Raw genomic sequence first — 26,468 nt, 5'->3', positions numbered from 1 at the left:
ATGACCGTTCTAGTCACCGGCGGTGCCGGGTATATCGGAAGCCATGTGGTCCGGCAGCTTTCCGAGGCCGGCTATCAGGTAGTGGTCTACGACAACCTCTCCACCGGCTTTGCCGATGCCCTGGTACACGGCGAGCGGCTCGTGGAGGGGGATCTGGTCGACACTGCCCGACTCGACGCCCTCTTCGTGGAGCACGGCTTCAAAACGGTCCTCCATTTCGCCGCCTCCATCGTAGCGCCCGAGTCGGTGACCGATCCCCTCAAGTATTACGGCAACAATACCCGCAATACCCTCAATCTCCTCACTGCCTGCGTGAAGCACGGGGTCGAGCGCTTCATCTTCTCCAGCACCGCCGCGGTGTACGGCATGCCCGAAAACGGCACTGCTGCGGAGGAAAGCCCCACGGTCCCCATCAACCCCTACGGCACGTCGAAGCTCATGAGCGAATGGATGCTCCGCGACGTCTGTGCCGCCCACGGCATGCGCTCGGTGGCACTGCGCTACTTCAACGTGGCGGGGGCAGACCCCAGGGCGCGGATGGGACAGCGGACCCCGGAGGCGACCCATCTCATCAAGGTCTCCTGCCAGGCAGCCCTGGGGATGCGGGAAAAGGTTTCCATCTTCGGCACTGATTACGCCACCCCCGACGGCACGGGCATCCGTGACTACATCCATGTGGAGGACCTTGCCTCGGCTCATCTGGCTGCCCTGGCCTATCTGGAGGGGGGAGGGGGGTCGACGCGGATCAACGTCGGTTACGGCAAAGGATCCAGTGTCCGTGAGGTGATCGAGATGGTGCGCCGGGTGTCGGGAGTCCATTTCCCGGTTGAGGAAGCTCCTCGGCGTCCCGGCGATCCGGCCATGCTGGTGGCAAAGGCGGACCGGGCCAGGACGGACCTCGGCTGGACCCCGCGCTATGACGATCTTGAAACCATTGTTGCCGATGCGTGGCGATGGGAAACTAAACTCAACAAACGGTGATTCTATGATCAAGAGCATGACCGGCTACGGCAAGGCCGTGGTCGAAACGGAAACAGGGCGGACCACCGTCGAGATACGGTCGGTGAACCACCGCTACGGCGAGGTGTTTGTCAAGATGCCCCGTTCGTTCCTGGCCTTCGAGAATGACGTGCGCAAGGCTGTGGGGGACCGTCTGAAGCGGGGAAAGATCGAAGTCTTCGTACAGCGCGAAGAGGTCGTAGGTGGACAGCAACGTCCTTTGGTGAATGTTGCCTTGGCCCGGGCCTATCGCGAGGCGTTTGATCATCTGCGCACAGAGCTTGGGATTTACGACCCCGTGACGCTTCCTCTCATCCTGTCGCAGAAAGATGTCCTGGCCGCCCAGGAGGAAAGCTCCGATGAGGATGCCCTCCGGGCAGAACTCCTCCAGGGGGTGCGCGGCGCGGTGGAGGCAATGGAGACCATGAGGATGCGCGAAGGCGAAGCGCTCCTGGCCGATCTCAGGGACCGCCGCCAGACCCTTGCGATGCTCATCGACCGGGTGGCCGAGCGTGCACCCGCAGTGGTCGCTGACTATGCACAGAAACTGCGGGAGCGGCTTGCGCAGCTTCTCGCCGATACGACCCTCGACGAAGCGCGGCTCGCCCAGGAGGTGGCGCTACTGGCCGACCGGTGCGATGTTACCGAGGAGTTGGTCCGCTTCCGGAGCCACCTGATCCAGTTCGACGAGACCCTTGCCCTTGCGGAGCCGGTGGGGCGCAAGCTGGATTTCCTCATGCAGGAGCTGAACCGCGAGGTCAATACCATCGGGTCCAAGGCCAACGACGCCGCCATGGCCGCCATCGTGGTTGAGCTGAAGGCGGAACTGGAAAAGATCCGCGAGCAGGTACAGAACATAGAATAGGGACCACGGACCGGGAACCAGGGACCATAAAAGAGTTGTTGGATTTTACTGGTCCCCGTCCCCGCTCCCCGGTCCCCGGGGTTACCATGAAACGCGAAGGGGTTCTCTACATCATCTCGGCGCCGTCGGGGGCGGGCAAAACCACGCTCTGCAAGGAAATAATTGACATCTTTCCGCACCTCCGGCATTCTGTCAGCTATACGACGCGGCAGCCCCGAGCCGGTGAAGTGCATGGAAAAGACTATTATTTCATTTCCATGGACGATTTCCGGAGCATGGTCGATAAGGGGGAGTTTGCCGAGTGGGCCGAGGTTCACGGCAACTGTTACGGTACGTCCATTCGCACTCTTGAGGAGTGCCGCATCACGGGAATCGACCTGATTCTCGATATTGACATCCAGGGCGCGCGCCAGCTCAAGGAGCGTTACGAGGGCGGCGTCTACATATTCATTCTCCCCCCCAGCTACGAGGAACTCCGTCGTCGGCTCAACGGCCGTTCCTCCGACAGCGACGATGTCATTAGCCGGCGCATTGATGCCGCTGCCGGCGAGATTCGCGAATCCCGCTGGTACGACTACATCATCGTCAACGATCAGTTCAGCCGGGCAGTAGAAGAACTCAAATCGGTCGTGGTCGCGGAGCGGTGCCGGACGTTCCGGGTTCTTGAAGCGGTGACCGAACGGTTTGACATGGGCTGAGACAGACTAGGAGCAGCATCCCATAGGCACTAAGACACCGGTCGGCACAGATGCCGGTTTTTGAAAGGAGTAGCACAATGGCACGGGTAACAGTTGAAGATTGCCTTGAAAAGGTGGATAACCGCTTCTTGCTCGTCATGCTGGCGTCAAAGCGCGTCAAGCAGCTCTACAAGGGAGCTTCGCCTCTCATCGACAACAAGGCAGCCAACAAGAACGTGGTGGTATCGCTTCGCGAGATCGCCTCGGGCAAGGTCGGGTACGAGCTGACTTCGCGCAAGGCAAAGTAGTAAGCCTGGCTACAGGGGCAGAAGCGTGATGCTTCCGCCCTTTTTTTGTCCTTTTTTCCATGATCAGACTCAACGATATCCTCGATAAGGTTGGTTCATACAACCCCGCGCCGGACCTGGATCTGGTGCGCAAGGCCTACGTTTACTGCGCCAAGGTCCACCAGGGGCAGACCCGTCTCTCGGGCGAGCCCTATCTGGTTCACCCCATGGAGGTGGCTGGGCTCCTGGCCGATCTCAGGCTCGATGTCCCCACCGTGGTGACGGGGCTTCTCCACGACACCATCGAGGATACCCTGACCACCCGCGAGGAACTGGAAGGGATGTTCGGTGCCGAGGTGGCCAACCTCGTGGACGGCGTCACCAAGATCAGCAAGATCCACTTCAAGACCAAGGAAGAGAGCCAGGCCGAGAACTTCCGCAAGATGCTCCTGGCCATGGCCAATGACATCCGGGTCATTCTGGTGAAGCTGGCCGACCGCCTCCACAACATGCGGACCCTCCAGTACCAGCCCGAGCCGAAGCAGCGCTCCATCGCCCGCGAAACCCTCGACATCTATGCCCCCATCGCCAACCGCCTCGGTATTTCCTGGATCAAGAGCGAACTGGAGGATCTCTCCTTCCGGTATCTGGAACCGCAGATCTACTACGATCTCGCATCCAAGGTTACCAAAAAGAAGAAAGAGCGGGAGAGCTACGTCGAGGAGGTCCGCAAGATCATCGTCGACAAGCTCGTGGAGCACGATATCAAGGGGGAGGTCTTCGGCCGGAGCAAGCATCTCTACTCCATCTGGCGCAAGATGCAGAGCCGCAGTGTCGATATCGACCAGATTTACGACCTGATCGCCATCCGGGTCATGGTGAACGATATCCGCGAGTGCTACGAGGTGCTCGGTCTTGTCCATTCCACCTGGAAACCGATTCCTGGCCGCTTCAAGGACTACATCGCCATGCCCAAGGGGAACATGTACCAGTCGCTCCACACGACGGTCATTGGTCCCCACGGGGAGCGGATGGAGGTGCAGATCCGCACCTACGAGATGCACGGGGTTGCGGAGGCGGGGATCGCGGCCCACTGGAAATACAAGGAGGGAAAGGGGTACGACGAGAAGGAGGTAAAGCGCTTCGCCTGGCTGCGCCAGCTCCTTGAATGGCAGCAGGAGCTCCAGGACTCCCATGAGTTCATGAGCACCGTCAAGGTGGAGCTCTTCCCCGAGGAGGTCTACGTCTTTACGCCGAACGGCGATGTGAAGAGCTTTCCCAAGGGATCGACCCCCATCGACTTCGCCTACACCATCCACACCGACCTGGGACATCGCTGCGTCGGCGCCAAGGTGAACGGTAAGCTGGTCCCCCTCAAGTACGAACTCAAGAACGGTGACATCGTAGAGGTCATCACCTCTCCCCACCACACCCCCAGCAAGGATTGGCTCAAGATCGTCCGGAGTTCCCGGGCCCGTAACAAGATTCGGGCCTGGATCAAGACCGAGGAGCGAGTCCGGAGCATCTCCCTCGGCAAGGAGATTCTGGAGAAGGAATTCCGCCGCTTCTCCTTGAACCTGGGCAAGCTTCAGAAGACAGGGGAGCTGAAGCGGGTGGCCACGGAATTCGGCTATGTGGGCGACGACGACCTCCTGGCCGCCGTAGGTTACGGTAAGCTATCCTGTAACCAGGTGCTCGGCAAATTAATACCCGAAGAAAAGCTCGCCGAGCGTCAGGAACAGAAGGAATCACGGATCGGCAAGGCCATCAGCAAGCTTACGGGAAAATCCACGAGCGCCATTCAGATAGGCGGCGTGGAGGATGTCCTTGTTCGCTTCGGCAAGTGCTGCAACCCCGTTCCCGGAGACGAAATTGTCGGGTTCATCACCCGGGGGCGGGGAGTGACCGTCCACACCATCGACTGCCCCATTGCCCTCGAGAATGATCCGGAACGCCGGATCGCCGTGAGCTGGAACCGCGAGCGCAGGGCGGCCCTGCCGGTAAAGATCAGGGTTTCCTGTCACGACCAGAAGGGGATTCTGGCCAACATCACCCTTGCCATCACCAATTGCGAGGCGAACATATCGAGCGCCTCCATTCAGAGCACCGTGGACCGGCGCGGGGTCAACATCTTCGAGGTGGACGTCACGAGCCTTGAGCACCTGAACCGGGTCATGAACAATATCATGAAGGTCAACGGCGTCACCCATGTGGAACGGATGAAGTCGTAGGAGGAGCATGCGATGAAGGAGATTATTTCCACCGACAAGGCCCCCAAGGCGATCGGACCCTATTCCCAAGCAGTGAAGGCGGGGGGCCTCCTGTTCCTCTCGGGGCAGATACCGCTGGATCCCGCAACCGGAGAATTCGTGCCCGGGGGGATCAGGGAGCAGACCGACCGGGTCATGGACAATATTGCTGCGGTACTGGCCGAGGCCGGCCTCGGTTTTGACGCCGTCGTGAAAACGACCATCTTTCTGACCGATCTGGCCAATTTCGGGGTAGTCAACGAGGTGTACGGGAGTCGTTTTTCCGCAGAGCCGCCGGCGCGTTCCACGGTGGAGGTGAAAGGTCTTCCCCGCGGCGCCCTGGTGGAAATTGAGGTGCTTGCCCTCTGCTGAGAGGTTTCACGGGGAGAATAAGAGACGACAAAAGCCGCAGACGCGGATGCGCTGCGGCTGAGTCGTTTGTTGGGTGCGGAACGTGTCCGAGGGGCAACGAGCCCCCCGGTTCTTAGATGGCCTTGGTGACGTGGCCGGAGCGGATGCAGCGGGTGCAGACCTTGATGGTCTGGACGCCACCGTTCCTGACGGCCTTCACCTTCTGCAGGTTCGGGTACCACGTGGTGCGGGTCTTGTTGTTGGCGTGGCTGACATTGTTACCGAAACTGGGACCTTTGCCGCAGATTTCACATTTTCTCGACATGGCTCTACTCCCTCTCGATGGTTTCTGAAGCTCTCTCTTATAGCAGACAGTAACCGGCTTTGCAAGTGAAATATTCTGGTAAGGTGGTGCAATGGCGCTCTTTTTTCGTGGCCTTTTCTCGCTTCTGGTGATCTTTCTGGTAGTGGCGACGGTCCTCTTCGTGGACTTCGCCTACAAGACCTTTTCCGTGCGGCAGCGCGACATCGCCACCGACGCCATCGTGGTCCTTGCCGGGGGACGGGGGAGGGTGGAAGAGGGGATACGGCTCTTCAGGGAGAAGAAGGGAAAGTACCTCTTTCTCATCGGGGTCGACCCTATGGTGCGGAAGCAGGAACTGTTTCAGGATCGGAAGGGGGAAAGTCTCGCCGACCGGGTGTTTCTGGAGAAAGCATCGCGGAACACCCTGGAAAATGCCCTCTATGGCAGGGAGATCATTGATCGAAAGGATATCCGCTCGATTAGTCTCATCACCTCCCGCTACCACATGAAACGGGCGACCCTCATCTTCAGGAGCACGCTTCCCCGGGACATCGCCATCTACCCCCATCCGGTCGATACGGTCAATCTCAAGGAAGCGTGGTGGCGCGACCAAGGGAGTTTCCGGCTCCTCTTCAGCGAGTTCTACAAGTACTGCCTCTTCAGGTTCTTCTTTCTTTTCGCTTCCGGGGAACTGAGACCTCCTGCGGGACCGTAGGGGCGAATCTTGCCCCTTCCACGAAAAAAGGGCGATCACTTGTGCGCCGACGCGCTTCAGCGCACAGCACAAGGATCGCCCTTACATTTCACCCTACTCAGCTTTGTCTTCGATTCGCGGGAAAAGCGCTTCTGCCTTGGCAATCTGTGTTCCCGGAACCAGCTTGCCCCACGCCAGGTCTTCGTCCCTGGGTGCCTCCGTGCAGCCCAGATAGCCGAGGGCTTTGGCCGCGGTGCGCGGCATGAAGGCCGACAGGAGCGTATGCACGATCCGCTGGGCCTCCAGGAGGGTGTACATGATGGTGCCGAGACGCTCCTTCTGGGCCGGATCCTTGGCTAGGGTCCAGGGGACGCTCTCGTCGATATATTTGTTCCCGGCGGAGATCACTTCCCAGATTGCCTGAAGGCCCTTGCTGAAGGCCAGTTCATCCATGCATGACTCGAGTTGGCCGATCATCGCCTCGGTCCTGGCCCGGAAGGTGGCGTCCAGTTCGGTCATGGCTCCCGGTTGGGGGAGGATGCCGCCGAAGTACTTGTTCACCATGGCGGTGGAGCGGCTGAGGAGGTTCCCCAGGTCGTTGGCAAGGTCCGAGTTGATCCGGTGGACGAGGGCCGCGTGGGAAAAGTCCCCGTCGAGGCCGAAAGGGACCTCCCGCAGGAGGAAGTAGCGGACCGCGTCGATGCCGTACTTGTCCACGAGCATGTTGGGCTCCACCACGTTCTGGAGGCTCTTGCTCATCTTCTGACCCTCGACGGTCCACCAGCCGTGGGCAAAGACTTTCTTCGGCACCGGAAGTCCGGCGGCCATGAGGAAGGTGGGCCAGTAGACCGCGTGGAAGCGGAGGATGTCCTTGCCGATGAGGTGGGCGTCCACGGGCCAGAATTTCCCGTAATCACCGGCCTGGTCGGGATAGCCGAGGGCCGTGATGTAGTTGGTGAGGGCGTCGAACCAGACGTAGATCACGTGTCGCTCGTTACCCGGTACCGGAATCCCCCAGTTGAAGGAGGTGCGGGAAACCGAGAGATCCCGGAGCCCTTCCTTGACGAAGGAGATAATTTCGTTGCGCCGGCTCTTGGGCTGGATGAAGTCGGGGTTCGCTTCGATATGGGCCAGGAGCTGCTCCTGGTACTTGCTCATCCGGAAGAAGTAGGACTCCTCCTTGAGCTTTTCCACGGGACGGTTGCAGTCGGGGCATTTGCCGTCGATGAGCTGGGTTTCGGTCCAGAAGGTCTCGCAGGGGGTACAGTACCAGTCCTCGTACTCGCCGAGATAGATGTCACCCTTTGCCATGACCTCCCGGAAGAGGTGGGTTACCCCCTTCTTGTGGCGCTCTTGGGTGGTGCGGATGAAGTCGCTGTAGCTGATGTCCAGCTTTTCCCAGAGGGCCTGGAAACGTTTCACCACCCGGTCGGCCAGCTCCAGCGGGGTCTCGCCGGCGGCGTTGGCGGCCTTCTCCACCTTCTGGCCGTGCTCGTCGGTCCCGGTCAGGAAAAAGACATCATACCCCTTGAGCCGCTTGTAGCGGGCAAGGACATCGGCGGCGAGGGTCGTGTACGCATGGCCGATGTGCGGTACGTCATTTACGTAGTAGATGGGGGTCGTGACATAGAACGTTCGGCTCATTTCGGCTCCTTTTTATCCTTGTCCCTGCCTTTGCCGCCGCGGCGATCACGGTTGCCGCGTTCTCCGCGCTGCTGGTCCTGGTTCTTTTTGGTATCGCGCTCCCGGCGCTGCTCGCCGTCGTCTCCCGGTTTCTGCTCACGGTCCCGTGGCTTTTCCCGCCGCTGATTGTCGGAGGAGTTTTGCGGTTCCTTCTCCCGCTCCCTGGGACCACCCTCCCGGCGTGGGGGCTTGGGGCGCTCCGAGATGTCCTCGGGCTTGATGCTCTCCCCCTTGAGTTCCACAATCCGGTCGTCGTCGGTCTTGACGAAGACGGTCCCCTCGATGATGTTCTGCTTGATGACTTCCCCTTCGGTGCTGCCGCACTTCACAACTTTACCGCACTTGGGGAGGCATTTCTTGAGGGAGCAGTAGGTTTCGTACTCGTAGCCGAGACAGCAGAGGAGCCGGCCGCACTGTCCGGAGATTTTCGTGGGGTTGAGGGCCAGGTTCTGTTCCTTGGCCATTTTGACCGATACGGGCTCGAACTCGCGCAGAAACGACGAACAGCAGAGTTCTCGACCGCAGATGCCGATGCCGCCGATCATCTTCGATTCGTCACGGACGCCGATCTGACGCATCTCGATGCGGGTGTGGAACTGATGGGCCAGATCCTTGACCAGTTCCCGGAAATCGACCCGTCCATCGGCGGTGAAGTAGAAGATGGCCTTGCTCCCGTCAAAAAGGTATTCCACCTTGACGAGTTTCATCTCCATCCCCCGCTCCTTGATCTTGCGGAGGCAAAACGCGTAGGCTTCCTGCTCCCGGGCGTCGTTGCGGGCAGCCGAGGCGAGATCCGACGGTTCGGCGATCCGGATAGCGGTCTTGAGCCCTTCGGGTACCTGGGCCTCTTCGTATTCCCGGGGGGGGGTGACGACGGTGGCGATGCTCCGCCCCCGCTCTGTCTCGACGATGATCTTGTCCCCCGGCTTGAGGTCGAGATCGCCCGCCCCGAAGTCGTAGAGCTTGCCGGCGGTGTGGAACTGAGCCTTCACAATCTTTACCAAGTTGTCCTCCGAAAAAAATACAAGCGGCGTTTACCCCGCCAGACGCATCAGGAGCACGTCGAGGGTGAGCCGCGGGTTGGCGTTGCGCATGAGGGCCTGGCGGGCCTCCATGGTGTTGCTTATGCGGTCGAGATTCTTTTCCCGCGACAGGCGCGTCGCCTCGCTTTCGAGGAACGGCATGATGTCGCGGTTGACCACGGCGTCGCTCCCCCCCTGGATGAGGAGGATGTCGCGCAGGAGCGACGCGAGCACGTCCAGTTGCTTCAGGGCCTGTTCCCGGTTGGCGGCCATCTCTTCGGCCGCGGCGAAGAGGGGGGCCGTGTCGCTGAGGGAGAGGGTCCGGAGCCGCTCCAGAAGCGCCTGCCGGTCCACCGTGTCCGCTTCCTCATCCCCGAGGGCTTTCCCCAGGCTTCCGCCAGCAAGGGATGCGGCAAGACGGGCGGCGGCCCGGTCCCGGCCGGCTGCCTCCAGTCGCTCCTCGATGAGCTCCTCGGGAAGGGGCGCAAAGCGCAAAAGCTGGCAGCGGGAGCGGACCGTGGGAAGGACCCCGTCCAGGTTCGTGGTGAGGAGGATCATCAGGGCATTGCCCGGCGGTTCCTCCAGGGTCTTCAGGAGGGCGTTGCCTGCTGCCGGATTGAGCCTGTCCGCATCCCTGATGATACATGCCTTGAGCGGCGCCTCGATGGGGCGAAGCACCAGTTCGCGCTGGAGTTCCCGGACCTGGTCTATCTTGATGAACGCCCCGTCGGGTTCCACCGGGTGGAGATCGGGGTGCTGCAGCGTCGCCATCTTCCGGCAGGAGGGGCAGGTGCCGCACCCATCATCATGCCCGCAGAAGGCAGCCTCCACAAAAGCGAGAGCCGTGGTTCCCTTGCCGCATCCGGCGATTCCCTCGAACAGGTAGGCATGGGCGGTCTTGCCGGAGCGAAGCGCACGCCGCAGAACGTTGACGGGGGTGTCCTGGCCAATGACGCGGGAGAAGGGCACCGCCTACCTCCTTGCAGGGGATGCGGCAAGGCGGGAAAGAATCGCCTCCGTCACGAGGGCCTCGGTCTCTTCGATGCCGCCACTGCCGTCCAGGACCACGAACCGCGCCGGTTCGCTGGCGGCGAGGGAAAGGAAGCCGTCCCTGATCCGCTCGTGGAAGAGGATGGACTCCTGCTCAAACCGCTCCTCCCGGGCCGCGCTGCTTGCGTTGATCCGGGCCATGGCCCGGGCAAGCCCCGTCTCCACGGGACAATCGAGCAGAAGGGTCAGATCCGGTCTGATGCTGCCGGCGGCCAGGGTGTTGAGCCGGGCAATCAGTTCCCGATCCAGCTTTCGGCCGAATCCCTGGTAGCTCATGGTGGAGTCGGTGAAGCGGTCGCAGAGGACGATTTTCCCGGCGTTCAGAGCCGGTTCGATCACCTCTGCCACGTGCTGAGCACGGGCCGCCGCATAGAGGAGGAGTTCGGTCATGGGCACCATGGCACTGTTTCCGGCGTCCAGGAGAATTGCCCTGATTGCGTCGGCGATGGGGCATCCCCCCGGTTCCCGGGTCACCACCACCTCATGGCCGGCCTGGCTGAGACGTTCGGCGGCCAGCCGTACCTGGGTCGACTTGCCGCACCCCTCTATTCCTTCAAATGTGATAAAAAAACCCATGAGGGTTGCACTGCCCTTCCATTTTGTAAAAGCTGAATTATAGGGAAGAGACCAGGGTAAATCAAGGTAAAAATCCCCGGCAAGTCGCATAATTATTGATAAATACGGCGGATTCAGGGTATAGTGTTTCGTCTATGGGGGAACGGTTTGTGGAGGACAAAAGTGCGGGTCTTGAGATGGTAGAGGATCTGGAGTCCGGCATCGGCTACCGCTTTGTCAATCGGCAGCTCCTGGCTGAGGCCCTTACCCATCGCTCCTGGGTGAACGAGCGCCGCGGAGAGGAGGGGATTCGGGACAACGAGCGCCTGGAATTTCTGGGTGATGCGGTGCTCGGGCTCCTGGTGGGAAAGATGCTTTTTGCCCGCTTTCCCCAGAGCCGCGAGGGGGTGCTGGCCCGGATGAAGGCGTCGCTCGTGGGGGAGGAAACCCTTGCGGCGCTGGCCTCGGCTCGGGGGCTTGGTAGCCATCTGCTCCTGGGGCGGGGCGAGGAGCGGAGCGGCGGACGGGAGCGCCGGTCGCTTCTGGCCAATACCTATGAGGCCCTGCTGGCAGCAGTCTACCTGGATGGCGGCCTTGGCCCCGTCGAACGGATCGTGGAGCAGGACTTCTCTCCCCTGCTGGCCGGCATTGCTTCCGGGGCCACGGGGCGGGATTTCAAGACCGAGTTTCAGGAAATGGTTCAGACCCGATTCGGGACGGCGCCCACCTATGAGCTGATCGCCACTGACGGCCCTCCCCACGATCGGCGTTTCACGGTAACTGCCCTGGTGGCCGGAGAGCGGATGGGGGAGGGGACTGGCAGGAGCAAGAAGGAGGCGGAACAGGTGGCTGCCCGGCAGGGGCTCGCACTGCTCGCTGCCGAAGGAGAAGGATGAAGCCGCTCATCGTTCCCTTTTTCATCTCACACCAGGGATGCCCCCATCAGTGTGTATTCTGCGACCAGGAGCGGATTTCCGGCCAGCGGCCCGGGCTTCCGGAGCCGGCGGAGATGATCGCCACCATTGACCGCTATGCCGCGTGCGGCCGGGGGCGGCCCCTGGAAGTGGCCTTCTACGGCGGCACCTTCACGAGCCTCCCTCGGAGTGACCAGGAACAGCTCCTGGCGCCGTTACAGCCCCTCATGGCAACGGGGAGCGTGGCCCGGGTGAGGCTTTCCACCCGACCCGATGCGGTTGACGGTGAAACGGCACGCTTCCTTGCGAGCCGTGGCGTGGCCACCGTGGAGTTGGGGGTCCAGTCCATGGATGATGCAGTTCTCGCCGCGGCCGGCAGGGGGCATGGGGCAGCCCATGTGGAGGAGGCGTTCGCGTCTCTTTGCGGGGCCGGCATCGACATCGGCGCCCAACTGATGCCGGGACTTCCCGGCGATACCGCAGATTCGGCCATTGAATCTCTCGAACGGATCCTTGCCCTATCTCCAGCCTTTGTGCGCATCTATCCCACGGTGGTTGTGGAGGGAACCCGGCTGGCGGAACTCTGGCGCTCAGGTGACTACACCCCACTGGCCCTCGACGATGCCGTTTCCCTCTGCGCGGCCATGCTCCGCCGGTGTATCTCTGCCGGCGTGCCGGTGATCAGGATTGGTCTCCAGCCTACGGAAGAGCTGGAGCGGCCCGGGACGGTCCTGGCTGGTCCGTGGCATCCGGCATTTCGGCAGCTTGCGGAAAGCGAACTCTTTTTCGATCTTCTCCAGCGGCTGGCAGCGGGGATTCCCGCCGGTTCCGATATGGAGGTTGCCTGCGCGCCCCGGCGGGTGTCCGATGTGGCGGGGCAGCACCGCCGTAATCTCGTCCGTCTCCGGGAGCGGTCCGGCGTGGCGGTGAAGCGGATCACCGGCAGCTCGCACCTCTCCCCCTACGATCTCGAAATTGTTTATTCCGGCGGAACCATTGCCGGCAACGTGCTGGATTGACCTGCACGTTTCACGAAAGGAGTTGCACTTTGTCAGATAAACCGTTCCGATCCGGATTCGTGTCCATCATCGGGCGCCCCAACGTGGGGAAATCGACTCTGCTGAACCGGATTCTCGGCGAAAAGATCGTCATTACCTCGGACAAGCCCCAGACGACCCGTAACCGGATACAGGGGATCCACAACATCCCGGGCGCCCAGATCGTTTTCATCGACACGCCGGGAATCCACCAGGCCCGCTCGCGGCTCAACAAGTACATGGTGGAGGTGGCCCTCTCCGCCATCCGGGAGGTGGATCTGGTCCTGTTCCTCGTGGAGGCGAACCAGAAGCCGGGGGAACAGGAACAGGAGATCATCGACGTTCTTGCAGGTGCCACGGCCCCGGTATTCTTGGTTCTCAACAAGGTGGACCTGACGGAGAAGGGGGCGGTGCTGGAGCGGATCGCCGCCTACAAGGACCGCTATCCATTCCGGGAGATCGTGCCGGTGTCGGCCGGCACCGGCGACGGTGTCGACCACCTGGTGGAACTGGTGCGGAGGGCACTTCCCGAGGGACCGGTCTACTTCCCCGACGACATCCTGACCGACGTGCCGGAGCGCTTCATTGCCGCGGAGATCATCCGGGAGAAGGTCTTTCGCATGACCCGCGACGAGGTTCCCTACGCCACCGCCGTGGAGGTGGACAGCTTCAAGGAGCGGGAGGACGGAGGCCTCGTCTCCATTGCCGCCACCATCACCGTGGAACGGGATTCCCAGAAGGGGATCATCATCGGTAAGAAGGGGGCGATGCTCAAGAAGATCGGCTCGGCGGCCCGGGTCGAGATCGAGCAACTACTCAATACGAAAGTTTTCCTGGAACTCTTCGTCCGGGTCCGCAAGGACTGGAGCGAAGACGAGCGGATGCTGAAGGAGCTTGGATACACATGATGCCACTCGTTGCCATAGTGGGTCGCCCCAACGTGGGGAAATCGACCCTGTTCAACCGTCTCGTGGGGCGCCGCAAGGCCATCGTCGACGACATGCCCGGCGTCACCCGCGACCGGAATTACGAAACCGTTACCCGCTTTGAGACGCCATTTATCCTCATCGACACCGGCGGCTTCGAGCCGGTGAGCGAGGACCGGCTTTTGCAGCAGATGCGGGAGCAGTCCCAGCTCGCCATGGAGGAGGCGGATGTCATCATTTTCCTCATGGACGGCCGGGCAGGGCTCACCCCCTCCGACGTGGAGGTGGTAGAGATGCTCCGCCGCGTGAAAAAGCCGGTATTCTTCGTGGTCAACAAGGTGGACGGCGAGAAGCTGGAGAACGAGGCAGCCGATTTCTACACCCTGGGGGTCGGCACCCTCCACACCATCTCTGCCGAGCACAACCGCGGGGTGATCGACCTCATGGAGGAGGTGGTGGCGGCCCTTCCCAAAAGCTCGACCCGCCTTGATGACGAGGATATCACCCGGATCGCCGTGGTGGGGCGCCCCAACGTGGGGAAGTCGTCCCTGGTGAACCGCCTCCTCGGCTTCGAGCGGGTGGTGGCCAACCCCACACCCGGCACCACGCGGGATTCCGTCGATACTCTCTTCGCCTGCAACAAGAAGCGCTATCTCCTCATCGACACGGCCGGGATCCGGCGCAAGGGGAAGACCACCCAGAAGCTGGAGAAGTACAGCGTGGTAGACAGCCTGCGGAGCATCGAGCGGGCCGACGTGGTCCTCATCGTTATCAATGCCGAGGAAGGGGTCACGGAGCAGGACGAGCGGATCGCCGGCTACGCCTTTGAGGCGGGAAAGGCCTGCATCTTCGTGGTCAACAAGTGGGACACCCTGGCCAAGGACAACAGCACCCTGGGGAAATTCGTCGACCAGATCAAGACGGAATTCAAGTATCTCTCATTTGCGCCGATAGTATTTGTATCAGCCAAGAGTGGCCAACGGATCAACCGGGTCATGGAGGAGGTGGAGCGGGTCATGGCCCAGTACTCCAAGCGGGTAAGCACCTCCGACCTGAACCGGGTCTTCTCCGAGGCGGTGGAGAAACACCACGCCCCCCTTTCCCACGGGCGGCGGGTGAAGTTCTACTTCGCCACCCAGGTGGGGACGAAGCCGCCCACATTCGTTCTGTTTACCAATCAGCCGGAGGGGGTGCATTTTTCCTACGAGCGGTACCTCATGAACAAGTTCCGCGAGGCGTTCGATTTCACCGGCAGCCCCCTCAAGATCATCTTCCGGGGCAGGGAGCGCCGGGAGTAAACGTGCTTTACTTGAACCGGACGAGTAGTTTATGATGAGCGCCGTTTCTACCACTGTTTTCCGGGTTTTTGACCCTCTCATGCCATGAGCCTTGTCGGGAGTCTTGAAGATCTGGGGCTGGGTGAGATTTTACAGATCATCAGCCTTTCATCAAAGTCGGGGATTCTGCGGGTCAAGAGCCGGGGGCGTGAAGGGACCATCGTCTTCCGGCTCGGTCAGGTGATCCAGGCCACCTCCAGCACCCTCCTGGAGAATATCGGTGAGGTCCTGATCCGCAAGGGGAAGCTCGACCTTGCAACCCTGCGGTCAGCCCTTGCATGCCAGGAAAGCGAAGGATTCCAGGAGCGGCTGGGATCGATACTGGTGCGGCGATTCGGCGTGCCTGCCACCGTTGTCGAAGATGTGGCCCGGGAGCAGGTGGAGCGGGTAGTTTATACGCTCTTTGCCTGGGTGGAAGGGACATTCGAATTCGTTCTCCAGGACAACGTGGCCACTGCCGGCACCATCAGGGTGGATCCCCTCCAGTTCATGCTGGAGCAGGGGCTCAATCCCCGGTTCCTGATGGCTGAGGCGAAGCAGGACCGCCGCAGTGAGGATGTTTCCCGGGAGGAGGAGCACCACCGTGTCCCCCAGCCTCCTGAAGGGCGTATCGTGGTGCCTGCGCCGCCGGGGCACATCAACATCGGCGAGGAGCTTCGTCTCGAAATGGGAGAGGAGCTGGCGAAGACCGGTGAGGAGGGTTACAACCACGCTGACCGGATGACCCTGTTGCGGGGGATGCTCGAAGAGCTGCACAATCCGGAGCTGGGATGCGGCATAACCCTGCTGGTTCTGCGGTTTGCCGCGGAGTTCATGGCACGCGCGGTAATTTTCAGGGTACTGAAGGAGGAGGTTGCGGGGCTCGGTCAGTTTGGCCTCGACGACCGCGGCGGCGGCGCCGACGAGCGGATCAGGTCGCTCCGCATACCGAGGGGAGAGCCATCGCTGTTCAGCGGGGTTATTGAAGCGAAACACCCGGCAGTGGTCCGTCCCGAAGCCAATGAATGGAATCGTTATCTCTTTGGCCGCATCGGTGTGGATATTCCCCACGAGGTTTTTCTCGGGCCGATCGTAAGTGGTGGAGAGGTGATTGCTGTCCTCTACGGCGACAATCAGGCCGAGCGCAGGCCAATCGTCGGGACCGAGGCCCTGGAGATTTTTCTGTCCCAGGCCGGGCTGGTCATGGAAAAGGCGCTGCTGGAAAGTAAACTTCGGAGTGTAACGTGAAGAAAATCCTCATAGCGGAAGACTCGTCGACCATGCGGTCCCTTCTGGTGGCGACCATCGAGTCCCTCGGCGGATATCTGGTTTCCGAGGCGGCGAGCGGGTTCGAAGCCCTTCGGCTTCTGCCTCGGGAACCCGTTGACCTGATCATAACCGATATCAATATGCCCGACATCAACGGGCTTGAGCTTGTGAGCTTCGTCCGTGGGAGTGAAAATTACCGCCATATCCCGCTCTTCATCATATCCACCGAAGGGAGCGAGCGTGACCGGGAAAAGGGGCTCGCCCTCGGTGCCAACGAATATCTGGTGAAGCCGTTCGATCCGGCGCGTTTGCAGGAGTTGATCATACAGTACACGGCCTGAGGGTTATCCATGGCAAATTCAAATGATACGTCCGGCAGGGCCGTGGAAGACTTTCTGGCCGAAGCCGAAGAGATTGTCGATCGACTGAGTACCGACTTGGGAACCCTCGGCGACTGCGCCGACAGCGGGGAGTGTGATCCGGACCTGCTCAATGCCATTTTCCGCGGCGCCCACTCCCTCAAGGGGCTTGCCGGCATGTTCGGCTTCGCCGACATCCAGCAGCTCTCCCACAACCTGGAAAACCTCCTCGATTCACTCCGCCTCGGCAAAATTCCCCTCACCAATGCCACCATGAACATTCTCTTCGATGCCATGGAACTCCTCGGTTCCGTGGTGCGGGGGCTTGGCACCGGAGAAAATTTCTCGTCCGCCATTGCCGATGCGATTCAGCGGCTCAATGACTGCGCCACAGCCCAGGAGGGTGGCGGCGAGTCTCCCCTCCAGAAGCTCGGCCTGCCGGAGAAAGTCCTCAACTCCCTCACCGAATACGAGGAACACCGGCTGCTGGAGAATGTGAAGAAGGGGCGGACCATTTACTCCATCCATGCCTCCTTCAGCCTCATGTCCTTCGATCAGGATCTGGGGGAGATCTCGGAAGTCCTGAAGAAGTCGGGAGAGGTGGTGAGCACCCTCCCCAGTGCCAGCGCCACTCCCGAGTCGATGATCGACTTCGAGATTCTCTACGGCACCGATCTCGCGCTCGATGATGTTACCGGACTCATCGACCGGGATAATGTTGAGGTCACCCGGATCGGTGCGGCTGCCGCCGTGCCACCTGCAGCGGTTACGCCTGGTAATGCCGAGGCAGTTCCCGCAACACCGCAGGCGCCTATTCCCGTTTCGGCCGAGGTCCCCGCTCCAGCCGGCCAGGGCGACGACATGACCGCCAAGAGCATGAGCCGCACGGTGAGGGTCGACATCGGCAAGCTGGACGATCTCATGAACATCGTGGGGGAGCTGGTCCTCTCCCATTCCATCATATCGATGCTGGCGACACGCATGAGGCTCGAAGGGTTCTCGTCCCTGGCCATCGAGCTGGGCAAGGCGGCCAAGGGGCTCGACCGCAAGCTCACGGAACTGCAGAAGGGGGTCATGGAGATCCGGATGATCCCGGTGGGGCAACTTTTCGAGAAAATGGCCCGCATCGTCCGGAAGGTTTCCCGGGAACAGGGGAAAAAGGTCGACCTCAAGACCTTTGGCGCGGACACTGAACTGGACAAGCTCATCATCGAGGATATCGCCGACCCTATGGTTCACATCATCCGCAATGCCATCGACCATGGACTGGAGACCACGGAAGAGCGGGTGGCCGCCGGCAAGCCCGAGCGGGGGACCATCCGACTCTCCTCCTACCAGAAGGGGAACCACGTCGTCATCGAGGTGTCAGACGACGGTCGGGGTTTCAATATCGATAAGGTGAAGAAGAAGGCCCTGGAGAAGGGGCTCATCAAGACTCTGGAAGGGGTTTCCGACCGGGAGGCCCTCGACTTCATTTTCCTTCCCGGTTTTTCCACCGCCGATAAGGTGAGCGAACTGTCGGGCCGCGGCGTCGGCATGGATGTGGTTAAAAACAACATCGCCGCCGTCTCCGGGATGGTGGACATCGAGAGCATCTTCGGCCAGGGGAGCAAGATCATCATCACCCTTCCCATCACCCTGGCCATCATCAAGGCGCTTCTGGTTTCCACCGCCGGGCGCACCTACGCTCTTCCCATCACGTCGGTGCTCGAGACGATCATCGTCACCGAGAATGACATCGATACCGTGGAGCGTAAGGAGGTATACCAACTCAGGCAGACGACCCTCCCGCTTGTGCGGCTGGAGCGCTTTTTCGGCGTTCCGCGTACGAAGCCAACTCAAGCCGAGTTTTACGTTGTGGTGGTAGGGGTGGCGGAGAAACGGCTCGGGGTCATCGTCGACGACCTCATGGGGCAGCAGGATATCGTCATCAAGTCACTGGGGGACATGTTCAAGGGGTACCGGGGGATAACCGGCGCGGCGGACCTGGGGGACCAGCGGACGATCCTCGTGCTCGACGTGGGGGGGATCATCGGCGAGGCTTTCCGGAGCGGAGGGTAGATGTACAGGGAGTTCTACGGGCTGACCGAAAAGCCGTTCTCGAAGACCCCGGATCCTCGCTACCTCTTCCTGTCGCCGGGGCACCGGGAGGCCTTGGCGCGGCTCCAGTATGCGGTGGAAGAGCGTGAGCTGGCTCTCCTCACCGGCGACATCGGCTGCGGCAAGACCACCATCTCCCGGGCGCTCATGGATGCCGTGGGGAATGACGGCTGCTTCTGCTTCATCGTCAATCCGCGCCTTTCGGCCCTGGAGTTCCTCCGCACCGTGGCCCGCAGTCTCGGCATCCAGGAGCCGGCGGCGGCCAAGGACGAACTGCTGCGCCAGCTCACCGAGGCGGTTTACCGGCTTGACGGGGAGAAGCGCTGTCCGGTGATCATCATCGACGAAGCTCAGCTGATCCCCGACCAGGAGGTGTTCGACGAGATCAGGCTCCTGACCAACTTCCAGCTGGACGACCGCAACCTCATGAGCGTCATTCTCATGGGGCAGCCGGAGCTGAGGGAGATGCTGTCCCAGCCGGGTCATGAAGCCCTGCGTCAACGGATTGCCATGCACTACCACCTCCAGCCCCTGAGCCTTGAGGAAACCCTTGAGTACGTGGACTTCCGGGTGGAGGTGGCCGGCGGACCCCAGGGGCTCTTCTCCCCGGATGCCATCCGGCGGATTTACGAACTGTCGGGCGGGGTGCCGCGCAAGATCAACATCCTGGCGACCAATGCGCTGCTGGTGGGGTTCGGGAAGGACTCTGCCTGGATCGACGCATCGCTGGTGGAAGAGTTGCGTGACGAAGCGAGCCTCTACTGAGGTCAAAGGATCGACTGCCATGATGGATATAGCCGAAATCAGGAAAAAGGCCCAGAAGGAACGCGAAGGACGACGCGAGGAGCCCCGGGTTGCGCAACCGCCGGTTACCCCCCCCGCCCCTCCGCTGGAGGAGACCGATGATGGTCACTATGACGAGTTCTTTCCCCATGACGAGGTTATCCAAACTAGCTTTGCTCCGCCGGTTGTCCTCGATCCCCTGACCGTTCTCCTTGAAGGGAGGAAGGCTGCCCTTGTTGATGAGGTTCTCACTGTTGAAGACGATACCGACCTCCCGGTCCAAGCTTCGTCTTCCCTCGAAATTCTTTGCTTCAGGGTTGCCGACGAGATTTACGGCATCGACATCATGGAACTGAAGGAGATCATCAAGCCCCGGGAGACGACGGAGGTTCCCCATGCACCCCCCTTCATCGCCGGCGTGATCTCGTTGCGCGGTATCATTATCCCCGTGTTCGCCCTCCGGGAGCGCCTTGGCCTGTGCAGGGAAGGGGGGGGAGGGAAAGAGCGCATCATCGTGGTGAAGAAAGGTGATGGTCTCTGTGGTATTCTTGTGGACGAGGTTACCCAGGTGGTACGGATTGCTGCAGACACCGTGGAACAGCCCCCTGCGGTTCTCGATGGCATAGATCGTGAATTTGTATCCGGTATCGGACGTCATGACGGAAAGATCGTCATTATGCTCGCCATGGAAAAGGTTCTTGACGTGTTGCTGCTCTGAGATCGCGCCCCCATTTTAATGGCGCGAAGGGGTCCAGACATGATGAAGAAAAAAATCCTGATCGTCGAGGATGAGGAAAGCCTTCTCAAGCTTGAAAGCATTCTCCTCACGTCCAGGGGGTATGAAGTGGTGGGTGCTGCCGACGGGGTGGCCGCCCTTGAACAAGTCGGCTTGACCAGGCCCGATCTGGTCATCCTCGACATCATGCTTCCTGAGATAGATGGCTTTGAGGTCTGCCGGCGCATCAAGCAGAACCCCGAAACGGCACACACTCCCGTCGTGATGCTTACGGCCAAGAAGAGTGAGCAGGACTGCGCGCGAGGGATGGCGGCGGGCGCGTCGGCCTACGTCACCAAACCGTTCAAGTCGGCAAAGATCATAGAGATAATTCAGGACCTCCTCTCTCCATGACGGGAGGGAGCCAGACAGAAACCATTTAATGTGCTGCCCCAGGGGGGATGATGATGGAAACTGACATCCAGGAAATTCAGCTTGCCTGTTTCCGTCTGGGTGATGCGAATTTTGCTGCTGACATCATGAGGATCAAGGAAATCCTCAAGCCTCAGCACCTGACGAAGCTACCCAGGACACCGTCCTTTGTGGAAGGGGTAATCAATCTTCGCGGCACGGTCATTCCGGTTATGGATCTGCGCAAGCGGTTCGAGCTTCCTGATCGCGCTCCGCTGGAGGAATCACGGCTTCTGGTGGTAACCGTGTCCCGCCAACTCGTGGGGCTCGTCGTGGACGACGTCACCGAGGTCGTTACGGTCCAAGCCCATGACATCAAGCCTCCTCCCCATGTGGCCGAGGGGATCAGCACCGAGTACCTGATCGGCGTCTGCCTTGTCCGCGACAGCCTCATCATGCTTCTCAATCTTGACACTATTCTGAACAGCCGCGAAACATCGGCTCTCGCCGGCTTTTCACGGACATCGGGCGCAGCTCCCGCCCGGTAATTCCGGAAAAGGGGATACCCGTGCCGTGTGCGCGGGAATTCCGACAGTTCGACAAGGAGACCGTCAGTGGGCGATCTTGAACACATCCGTACTCAACTTACTGGTGCCGACGAGGAGGAGCGTCGACAGGCCGTAATCAGCCTGGGCCGCCATCCTCTCGCCAAGAGCCGTGAACTCTTTTTTTCAGCCATGGGAGACGGGAGTTGGCGGGTACGCAAGGAGGCGGTCAACACGCTTCTCACCGTGCCCCTTGATGACTCAACCCTGAACGGGCTCATCGGCCTGCTTGCATCCTCCGACAACGCAGGGCTCCGCAACTCGGCAGTGGAGGCCCTGGAGCGCCTGGAATCCCGGAGTGTGCCCCTTCTCCTTGATCACCTCAAAGCCTCCGACCATGACGTACGGAAATTCGTCGCCGACATCCTCGGCAGCATCGGCGACCGCTCATCCATTCCATCCCTCGTGGAAGCACTGCAGGACCCCGATGCCAACGTTTCTGCCGCAGCGGCGGAGAATCTCGGCAAGATCGGCGACCCTCGCGCGGTTGCGCCTCTGGTTGAGGCCCTGGCAACGGGTGATGTCTGGTTCCGCTTTTCGGTTCTCGGCGCCCTTACCCGGATTGGGGAACCGGTTCCCATCCCGGTATTTGCTCCTCTTGTAGCGGATCCTCTCCTGAAGCGTCCCGTCATAGAGTGCCTTGGCGCAGTGGGAGACCGTGATGCTGTACCGGTAATCCTGGAGGGGCTCCAGGACCGCGTCCGGGCAGTCCGTGAAGCGGCGGCCTGTGCCCTGGCGCGCCTCAGGGGGAGACTCCCCGCGGTGTACGCACGGGAGGTCGACGACCAGCTCACGGGATTCAGGGGGAAACCGTGCGTGGATGACCTCATCGCATCCCTTGATACCACCGATCGGCAGGTGAGGGAGTCCCTTGTGGGGATTCTTGCGCTTATCGGTGATGAGCGTGCGGCCCTGCCCCTTCTGGAGGGGTGCCGCGACGAGCGGCTTCGGCGCACGTGTCTCCAGGGTTTCCGGATTATGGGTGAGGGTGGGATGGCCGCATTGCTTGCAGCTTTCTCCAAAGCCGATGACGAGGAAAAAACCTTCATCATTTATCTGTGGGGAGAAATGGGCTTTGGTGGTGCGGCGCCGTATCTTGGCGAGGCCATGGCGAGCAACCGGTACTCGGTCCGCAATGCCGCCGTGGTGGCTGCTGGTAAGATCGGCCTTACCGGGCTGCTGGATCAGATCCGATTGCTGCTTGACGACAGCGAGCAAGACGTGCGCAAGGGAGCGGTGGATGCTCTTGTGCGCCTTGCCCCTGCCGGTCGGGAGAAGGTGGCTGCCATCGCAAGGACTCTTTCCACGTCGCCCGACCCCGATAACAGACGGGATGCCGCACGGATATTCGCGGCTCTGGCCGATCCGGAGCGCCTTGCCCTTCTGGTGAAGGATGAGAGCCCCCTTGTGAGGCGTAGTGCTGTGACCGCTCTTGCGGGCCTACGCCTTCCCGAATGCCTCGGGAACCTGGTCATGGCGCTGGTGGACGAGGATCCTGATGTGCGGATCGCCGCAGCCACGGGACTCGGTGAGGTGCAGGGGGAGGGGAGCGTGGGCTCTCTGATCCTTTCCCTCAACGACGAAGACCCGTGGGTCCGGTGCGCTGCCCTCAGGAGCCTCGGCAAGATAGGCGGCGAGCGGGCGCTTGATGCCATTGAGGATCTGTTGGGCAAGGCGGACGGGGTCGTGCTTATCACTGCGCTCGAAGCCCTGGCCGGTCTTGGGGACGACCGGGCACTTCTGCTCGTGAGAAGGGGCCTTGAGAACAGTGACGAGGAGGTGGTGAAATCTGCCATCGACATCCTCTCCCGCAGCGATTGCTCCTGGATTGACGAGTATCGGGACAGGCTTCTCCGACACCCCCACTGGGACGTGCGGTGTGCCACTGCCCGTGCCATGGCGCATCTTCTCGGCGAGGGAGCGGCCATGCACCTGCGCAAGGCCCTGGAATCCGAGCAGGACGAACTCGTACGGGGTGAGCTCCGGGATCTTCTCGGAAGGTGGCGGTAATGTTCAGCCTGGAACCGGAAATACCACTATCCGATGAGGAGTTCCGCCTGATTCGGGATCTCATCTACAATCATTGCGGTCTCTACTTTGATAGCGATGCAACCTACCTGCTGGAAAAGCGCCTCGCCAAGCGTCTGCAGTTTCACCATCTCGCAGGATTCAGGGACTACTACCATTTCCTCAAGTATAACCGGAACAGGGACCAGGAACTCTCGGATATCATGGATCTCCTCACCACCAACGAGACCTACTTTTTCCGCGAGGCGTTCCAGCTCAAGGCGTTTACCGACGAGATCATTCCCGCTCTGCGCGCGATGAAAATGAAGAGCGGCGACCGGACGCTCCGCATCTGGAGCGCCGGATGCTCCAGCGGCGAGGAGCCTTACACAATAGCCATGCTCCTGCTGGAAATGGGCGGTTTCGCCGGCTGGCAGGTGGAAATTATCGGCACCGACATCTGTCAGCGGGTGATTCAGCAGGCCCGCAAGGGTTTCTATGGCAAGTCTTCCTTCCGGGTGACCGACGACAGCTACATCCGTCGCTACTTCACCGAACAGGACGGAATGTACCGGGTGAACGACAAGGTGAGGGAGCTGGTCACCATAAGCCACCTGAACCTCCTCGACGCGAACCGCATCGCGCTGCTGGGCCGCATGGACGTGATATACTGCCGCAACGTCATCATCTACTTTGACCAGTTGGCACGGCGAAAGGTGATTGACTCCTTTTACCGGACTCTGCGCGAAGGGGGATATCTCCTCCTGGGTCACTCCGAATCGCTCATGAATATCTCCACGGCATTCATCCTTAAACACTTCAAGAACGACATGGTCTACCAGAAGCCCTTCCCGGGCGGTGCAGGGGGTGGACTGTGAGAAAAATCAGGGTTGTCGTCATCGACGATTCCGCCTTCAACCGGCGGGCCATTATCAAAATGCTTGAAAGCATGCCCGAGGTGGTGGTGGCGGGATACGCCAACGACGGCGAGGAGGGGATCAGAAAAGTCATTGATCTGAAGCCCGACCTCGTGACCCTTGACCTTGAGATGCCCAAGATGGATGGCTTCACTCTCCTGCGGATCATCATGGGGTACTGTCCGACACCGGTCATTGTGATCAGCGCCAAGAGTGATGATGAGAAGGTCTTCAAGGCTCTTGAACTGGGAGCGGTCGATTTCGTTGCCAAACCGAGCCAGGGGATTTCCGAGGAACTCCTTACCATAACCGGCGATATCCAACAGAAGGTGCGGGGCGTCTTTTCCCTGAACATGAAGGAGATCATCCGCCGGGAGAAAATGGAGGTTTTGGCTCCCCCTCCTATCGCACGAAAAAAGGCGCAAGCGGAGCCGCGACGTGTGGTGCCGTGCCGCCTCGATGTGGTGGCCATCGGTTCTTCCACCGGCGGTCCCCCCGCGATTCAGAGGATTCTCTCTTCGTTCCGCGAGGCCCTTCCCTTGGCGATCGTTATTTCTCAACACATGCCCGCCGGTTTCACGCGAACCTTTGCAGAGCGCCTCAACCGTCTCTCCGTTTTCGAGGTCAAGGAAGCGGCCGACGGCGATACGGTGTGGCCGGGGCGGGTGCTGATTGCTCCCGGTGGCCACAACATGGTGTTTGAGAAGAGCTCCGGTTCAGTGGTGGTGAGGGTGCGCAAACCATCTCCCGAGGATCGCTACATTCCATCGGTCGATGCCATGCTTGCCTCCTGTGCCGATGCCTTTGGCCCGCGGACCCTTGGCGTAGTCCTTACGGGCATGGGGAATGATGGGAGCCGGGGGGTGCGGGCCGTCAAGGGAGCGGGAGGACAAGTCCTTGCCGAAGCCGAGAGTTCGGCAGTGGTGTTCGGAATGCCGAGGGAGGCCATCGCCACGGGTGTGGTTGATAAGGTTATACCCCTCGATCTGATTGCGCGGGAAATCCGTATGCGTTGCGGAGTGGCCACTGACCTTGATTAGCAGGCCGACGGGTTCGATGCGTAACTGCCTCGCCGTATAAACAAGCGTGGTGCCGGGAGCAAGTCATGTCGATGGATGACAAGGGTGATGAAAAAGGGATGCACGTGCGGGCCGACGAATTCCTCCAGCTCTTCAAGAAGGGCGCGGAATTCACCCAGGATCTCCTCAAGGAGAACGAGCGACTTCGCTATCGGATTTTCCAACTGGAGGAACAACAGCGCAAGGGAGGGGGCCCGGCTTCCTTTGTCGAGGAAAACCGGCTTCTCGCCGCCCGCATCGAGGAGTTGGAGCGGGAAAAGGACGAGATTCTCGGCCGCATCCGGCAGATTGAGGCCGAAAACAATGATTTCGCCACCCGCTATGTGGAAATCGAAGAGGAAAACAACAACCTGGCAAACCTCTACATAGCCAGCTACCAACTCCACTCCATTCTCGACTTTGATGACGTTCTCAAGGTCATCACAGAGATCATCATCAACCTGATCGGGGCCGAGGAATTCGCCGTCATGCTCATCGACGAGAAGACCGGCCTGCTGGGCGCCGTTGCCGCCGAGGGCATTTCCCTTGATGATGTGCCGAAGGTGCGGCCCGGCGAGGGGACCATCGGCGCCATCGCCGCTACCGGTGAAAGCCACTTCGTCGAGGATCCGGCGGGATACGTGCGTGACCTCTCGAATCCCATGGTCTGCATACCCCTCAAGATCAAGGATCAAGTGATCGGAGTCATCGTCATCTACAAGCTTCTGATCCAGAAAAAAGCCTTTGTGCCGGTGGACTATGAACTGTTTACGCTCCTCGCGGGCCATGCGGCAACCGCCATATTCAGCTCCAGGCTCTACTCGGACTCTGAACGCAAACGCTCCACCATGCAGGGATTCATCAATCTCCTGACGAAGTAGTTTCCTGCACCGGAGGTCCATTACCATGGCTGATAAGAGGATACTCGTCGTTGAAGACTCGCCCACCATGCGGCAGCTTATCGCCTTTACCCTGCGGCGACTCCCCAATATTGCGCTGGTGGAGGCGACCGACGGCGTCGACGCCCTGAGAAAGCTCGGGGGCGATAGTTTCGACTTGATCTTTACCGATATCAATATGCCGATAATGGATGGCCTGAAACTCGTGAGCCTCGTCCGCAGCGACCCGGCCCTGAGGCACATCCCTATCGTGATCATTACCACTGAGGGAGCTGCCGAGGATCGCCAGCGGGGTCTTGCGCTCGGGGCCAACGACTACCTCATTAAACCGATTCAGGCCAGCAGAATTCTTGCTGCGGCAAGGGAATTGCTAAATATCGCTTAAACCTGAAAGAGTCAGGAGCCAGGATATGGAA

28 protein-coding genes are annotated in these 26,468 nt (G+C 60.5%); 23 read left to right on the top strand and 5 right to left on the bottom strand.

From position 1 onward, the window contains the following. From galE to KI811_RS00410, 6 genes are all read left to right on the top strand, one after another. Positions 1 to 981 (top strand): UDP-glucose 4-epimerase GalE, encoded by a 981-nt coding sequence (galE, locus tag KI811_RS00435; protein WP_214185108.1) that lies wholly within the window; start codon positions 1 to 3, stop codon positions 979 to 981. A 4-nt stretch (positions 982 to 985) separates the two neighbouring features. Further along, positions 986 to 1,864 carry a YicC/YloC family endoribonuclease gene (locus KI811_RS00430; protein ID WP_214184518.1) on the top strand — a complete coding sequence of 293 codons (879 nt, stop codon included), beginning with the start codon at positions 986 to 988 and terminating at the stop codon, positions 1,862 to 1,864. An 86-nt stretch (positions 1,865 to 1,950) separates the two neighbouring features. Beyond that, the gene (gene gmk, locus KI811_RS00425) at positions 1,951 to 2,562 is read left to right on the top strand and encodes a guanylate kinase (protein ID WP_214184517.1); all 612 of its coding nucleotides are present in this window, start codon (positions 1,951 to 1,953) and stop codon (positions 2,560 to 2,562) included. Between the two features lie 77 nt (positions 2,563 to 2,639). Beyond that, positions 2,640 to 2,849, top strand: a complete 210-nt coding sequence (gene rpoZ / locus KI811_RS00420; RefSeq protein WP_004513294.1) for a DNA-directed RNA polymerase subunit omega — start codon at positions 2,640 to 2,642, stop codon at positions 2,847 to 2,849. A gap of 59 nt (positions 2,850 to 2,908) precedes the next feature. Then, positions 2,909 to 5,059, top strand: a complete 2,151-nt coding sequence (locus KI811_RS00415) for a RelA/SpoT family protein (RefSeq protein ID WP_214184516.1) — start codon at positions 2,909 to 2,911, stop codon at positions 5,057 to 5,059. Positions 5,060 to 5,071: 12 nt separating this feature from the next. After that, positions 5,072 to 5,449, top strand: coding sequence for a RidA family protein (locus KI811_RS00410; RefSeq protein ID WP_214184515.1), 378 nt, complete (start codon positions 5,072 to 5,074; stop codon positions 5,447 to 5,449). 112 nt (positions 5,450 to 5,561) lie between these two features. On the opposite strand, the gene rpmB is transcribed toward KI811_RS00410, so the two are convergent. Continuing rightward, the gene (gene rpmB / locus KI811_RS00405) at positions 5,562 to 5,753 is read right to left on the bottom strand and encodes a 50S ribosomal protein L28 (protein WP_214184514.1); all 192 of its coding nucleotides are present in this window, start codon (positions 5,751 to 5,753) and stop codon (positions 5,562 to 5,564) included. A gap of 91 nt (positions 5,754 to 5,844) precedes the next feature. Here rpmB and KI811_RS00400 point away from each other — a divergent pair, with 91 nt between their 5' ends. Beyond that, positions 5,845 to 6,447, top strand: a complete 603-nt coding sequence (locus tag KI811_RS00400) for a YdcF family protein (protein ID WP_214184513.1) — start codon at positions 5,845 to 5,847, stop codon at positions 6,445 to 6,447. Positions 6,448 to 6,540: 93 nt separating this feature from the next. On the opposite strand, the gene metG is transcribed toward KI811_RS00400, so the two are convergent. From metG to tmk, 4 genes are read right to left on the bottom strand one after another with little or no spacing between them, the layout of a single operon-like run. Next, positions 6,541 to 8,070, bottom strand: coding sequence for a methionine--tRNA ligase (metG, locus tag KI811_RS00395; protein ID WP_214184512.1), 1,530 nt, complete (start codon positions 8,068 to 8,070; stop codon positions 6,541 to 6,543). Continuing rightward, entirely contained in the window at positions 8,067 to 9,113 is a 1,047-nt protein-coding gene (locus tag KI811_RS00390) for a PSP1 domain-containing protein (RefSeq protein WP_214184511.1), read from the bottom strand. The genes metG and KI811_RS00390 overlap by 4 nt, the downstream gene beginning before the upstream one ends. 30 nt (positions 9,114 to 9,143) lie before the next feature. Further along, complete coding sequence (gene holB / locus KI811_RS00385; RefSeq protein ID WP_214184510.1) at positions 9,144 to 10,100, bottom strand: DNA polymerase III subunit delta'; 957 nt, start codon at positions 10,098 to 10,100, stop codon at positions 9,144 to 9,146. Between the two features lie 3 nt (positions 10,101 to 10,103). Beyond that, on the bottom strand, positions 10,104 to 10,757 hold the full coding sequence (gene tmk, locus KI811_RS00380) for a dTMP kinase (protein WP_214184509.1): 654 nt from the start codon (positions 10,755 to 10,757) through the stop codon (positions 10,104 to 10,106). A 134-nt stretch (positions 10,758 to 10,891) separates the two neighbouring features. Here tmk and rnc point away from each other — a divergent pair, with 134 nt between their 5' ends. The 16 genes from rnc (at position 10,892) to KI811_RS00300 (ending at position 26,437) form a co-directional block, all read left to right on the top strand. Continuing rightward, complete coding sequence (rnc, locus tag KI811_RS00375) at positions 10,892 to 11,632, top strand: ribonuclease III (protein WP_214184508.1); 741 nt, start codon at positions 10,892 to 10,894, stop codon at positions 11,630 to 11,632. Beyond that, the gene (locus KI811_RS00370; RefSeq protein WP_214184507.1) at positions 11,629 to 12,669 is read left to right on the top strand and encodes an elongator complex protein 3; all 1,041 of its coding nucleotides are present in this window, start codon (positions 11,629 to 11,631) and stop codon (positions 12,667 to 12,669) included. Before rnc ends, KI811_RS00370 begins: the two co-directional genes overlap by 4 nt. 29 nt (positions 12,670 to 12,698) lie before the next feature. Further along, positions 12,699 to 13,595 (top strand): GTPase Era, encoded by an 897-nt coding sequence (era, locus tag KI811_RS00365; RefSeq protein WP_214184506.1) that lies wholly within the window; start codon positions 12,699 to 12,701, stop codon positions 13,593 to 13,595. Next, positions 13,592 to 14,911: a ribosome biogenesis GTPase Der gene (gene der, locus KI811_RS00360; RefSeq protein ID WP_214184505.1), complete on the top strand. Its 1,320-nt coding sequence runs from the start codon at positions 13,592 to 13,594 to the stop codon at positions 14,909 to 14,911. The genes era and der overlap by 4 nt, the downstream gene beginning before the upstream one ends. Positions 14,912 to 14,995: 84 nt before the next feature. Continuing rightward, positions 14,996 to 16,177 (top strand): DUF4388 domain-containing protein, encoded by a 1,182-nt coding sequence (locus tag KI811_RS00355; RefSeq protein ID WP_214184504.1) that lies wholly within the window; start codon positions 14,996 to 14,998, stop codon positions 16,175 to 16,177. Continuing rightward, on the top strand, positions 16,174 to 16,539 hold the full coding sequence (locus KI811_RS00350) for a response regulator (protein ID WP_214184503.1): 366 nt from the start codon (positions 16,174 to 16,176) through the stop codon (positions 16,537 to 16,539). The genes KI811_RS00355 and KI811_RS00350 overlap by 4 nt, the downstream gene beginning before the upstream one ends. Positions 16,540 to 16,548: 9 nt before the next feature. Continuing rightward, complete coding sequence (locus tag KI811_RS00345) at positions 16,549 to 18,618, top strand: chemotaxis protein CheA (RefSeq protein WP_214184502.1); 2,070 nt, start codon at positions 16,549 to 16,551, stop codon at positions 18,616 to 18,618. Next, positions 18,619 to 19,422 carry an ExeA family protein gene (locus KI811_RS00340; RefSeq protein ID WP_214184501.1) on the top strand — a complete coding sequence of 268 codons (804 nt, stop codon included), beginning with the start codon at positions 18,619 to 18,621 and terminating at the stop codon, positions 19,420 to 19,422. It abuts the gene before it with no gap. A 19-nt stretch (positions 19,423 to 19,441) separates the two neighbouring features. Next, positions 19,442 to 20,158, top strand: coding sequence for a chemotaxis protein CheW (locus KI811_RS00335; protein ID WP_214184500.1), 717 nt, complete (start codon positions 19,442 to 19,444; stop codon positions 20,156 to 20,158). A 39-nt stretch (positions 20,159 to 20,197) separates the two neighbouring features. Next, positions 20,198 to 20,569, top strand: coding sequence for a response regulator transcription factor (locus KI811_RS00330; protein ID WP_214184499.1), 372 nt, complete (start codon positions 20,198 to 20,200; stop codon positions 20,567 to 20,569). Between the two features lie 53 nt (positions 20,570 to 20,622). Continuing rightward, positions 20,623 to 21,114 (top strand): chemotaxis protein CheW, encoded by a 492-nt coding sequence (locus KI811_RS00325; RefSeq protein WP_246551207.1) that lies wholly within the window; start codon positions 20,623 to 20,625, stop codon positions 21,112 to 21,114. Between the two features lie 66 nt (positions 21,115 to 21,180). Then, positions 21,181 to 23,181, top strand: coding sequence for a HEAT repeat domain-containing protein (locus KI811_RS18850; protein WP_214184497.1), 2,001 nt, complete (start codon positions 21,181 to 21,183; stop codon positions 23,179 to 23,181). Next, positions 23,181 to 24,056, top strand: a complete 876-nt coding sequence (locus KI811_RS00315; RefSeq protein WP_214184496.1) for a CheR family methyltransferase — start codon at positions 23,181 to 23,183, stop codon at positions 24,054 to 24,056. The genes KI811_RS18850 and KI811_RS00315 overlap by 1 nt, the downstream gene beginning before the upstream one ends. Then, positions 24,053 to 25,135, top strand: a complete 1,083-nt coding sequence (locus tag KI811_RS00310) for a protein-glutamate methylesterase/protein-glutamine glutaminase (RefSeq protein ID WP_214184495.1) — start codon at positions 24,053 to 24,055, stop codon at positions 25,133 to 25,135. Before KI811_RS00315 ends, KI811_RS00310 begins: the two co-directional genes overlap by 4 nt. 65 nt (positions 25,136 to 25,200) lie before the next feature. Continuing rightward, positions 25,201 to 26,034, top strand: a complete 834-nt coding sequence (locus KI811_RS00305) for a GAF domain-containing protein (RefSeq protein ID WP_214184494.1) — start codon at positions 25,201 to 25,203, stop codon at positions 26,032 to 26,034. A 25-nt stretch (positions 26,035 to 26,059) separates the two neighbouring features. Continuing rightward, positions 26,060 to 26,437 carry a response regulator gene (locus KI811_RS00300; protein ID WP_214184493.1) on the top strand — a complete coding sequence of 126 codons (378 nt, stop codon included), beginning with the start codon at positions 26,060 to 26,062 and terminating at the stop codon, positions 26,435 to 26,437. The last annotated feature ends 31 nt before the right edge of the window (positions 26,438 to 26,468 follow it).

Origin of the sequence: Geobacter hydrogenophilus (assembly GCF_018501225.1) — a bacterium.
GTDB classification, from domain to species: domain Bacteria; phylum Desulfobacterota; class Desulfuromonadia; order Geobacterales; family Geobacteraceae; genus Geobacter; species Geobacter hydrogenophilus.
This window is presented reverse-complemented; position numbering and strand designations above follow the sequence as displayed.

Bases quoted from the DNA above. Each gene is read 5' to 3' on its own strand.
- KI811_RS00335 (WP_214184500.1), top strand. From the start codon at position 19,442: ATGATGGATATAGCCGAAATCAGGAAAAAGGCCCAGAAGGAACGCGAA.
- gmk (WP_214184517.1), top strand. From the start codon at position 1,951: ATGAAACGCGAAGGGGTTCTCTACATCATCTCGGCGCCGTCGGGGGCG.
- rnc (WP_214184508.1), top strand. From the start codon at position 10,892: ATGGGGGAACGGTTTGTGGAGGACAAAAGTGCGGGTCTTGAGATGGTA.
- KI811_RS00345 (WP_214184502.1), top strand. From the start codon at position 16,549: ATGGCAAATTCAAATGATACGTCCGGCAGGGCCGTGGAAGACTTTCTG.
- KI811_RS00370 (WP_214184507.1), top strand. From the start codon at position 11,629: ATGAAGCCGCTCATCGTTCCCTTTTTCATCTCACACCAGGGATGCCCC.
- KI811_RS00330 (WP_214184499.1), top strand. From the start codon at position 20,198: ATGATGAAGAAAAAAATCCTGATCGTCGAGGATGAGGAAAGCCTTCTC.
- rpoZ (WP_004513294.1), top strand. From the start codon at position 2,640: ATGGCACGGGTAACAGTTGAAGATTGCCTTGAAAAGGTGGATAACCGC.
- tmk (WP_214184509.1), bottom strand. From the start codon at position 10,757: ATGGGTTTTTTTATCACATTTGAAGGAATAGAGGGGTGCGGCAAGTCG.
- KI811_RS00300 (WP_214184493.1), top strand. From the start codon at position 26,060: ATGGCTGATAAGAGGATACTCGTCGTTGAAGACTCGCCCACCATGCGG.
- KI811_RS00305 (WP_214184494.1), top strand. From the start codon at position 25,201: ATGTCGATGGATGACAAGGGTGATGAAAAAGGGATGCACGTGCGGGCC.
- rpmB (WP_214184514.1), bottom strand. From the start codon at position 5,753: ATGTCGAGAAAATGTGAAATCTGCGGCAAAGGTCCCAGTTTCGGTAAC.
- galE (WP_214185108.1), top strand. From the start codon at position 1: ATGACCGTTCTAGTCACCGGCGGTGCCGGGTATATCGGAAGCCATGTG.
- der (WP_214184505.1), top strand. From the start codon at position 13,592: ATGATGCCACTCGTTGCCATAGTGGGTCGCCCCAACGTGGGGAAATCG.
- KI811_RS00340 (WP_214184501.1), top strand. From the start codon at position 18,619: ATGTACAGGGAGTTCTACGGGCTGACCGAAAAGCCGTTCTCGAAGACC.
- KI811_RS00430 (WP_214184518.1), top strand. From the start codon at position 986: ATGATCAAGAGCATGACCGGCTACGGCAAGGCCGTGGTCGAAACGGAA.
- KI811_RS00355 (WP_214184504.1), top strand. From the start codon at position 14,996: ATGAGCCTTGTCGGGAGTCTTGAAGATCTGGGGCTGGGTGAGATTTTA.
- KI811_RS00400 (WP_214184513.1), top strand. From the start codon at position 5,845: ATGGCGCTCTTTTTTCGTGGCCTTTTCTCGCTTCTGGTGATCTTTCTG.
- KI811_RS00415 (WP_214184516.1), top strand. From the start codon at position 2,909: ATGATCAGACTCAACGATATCCTCGATAAGGTTGGTTCATACAACCCC.
- KI811_RS00410 (WP_214184515.1), top strand. From the start codon at position 5,072: ATGAAGGAGATTATTTCCACCGACAAGGCCCCCAAGGCGATCGGACCC.
- KI811_RS00315 (WP_214184496.1), top strand. From the start codon at position 23,181: ATGTTCAGCCTGGAACCGGAAATACCACTATCCGATGAGGAGTTCCGC.
- metG (WP_214184512.1), bottom strand. From the start codon at position 8,070: ATGAGCCGAACGTTCTATGTCACGACCCCCATCTACTACGTAAATGAC.
- KI811_RS00325 (WP_246551207.1), top strand. From the start codon at position 20,623: ATGGAAACTGACATCCAGGAAATTCAGCTTGCCTGTTTCCGTCTGGGT.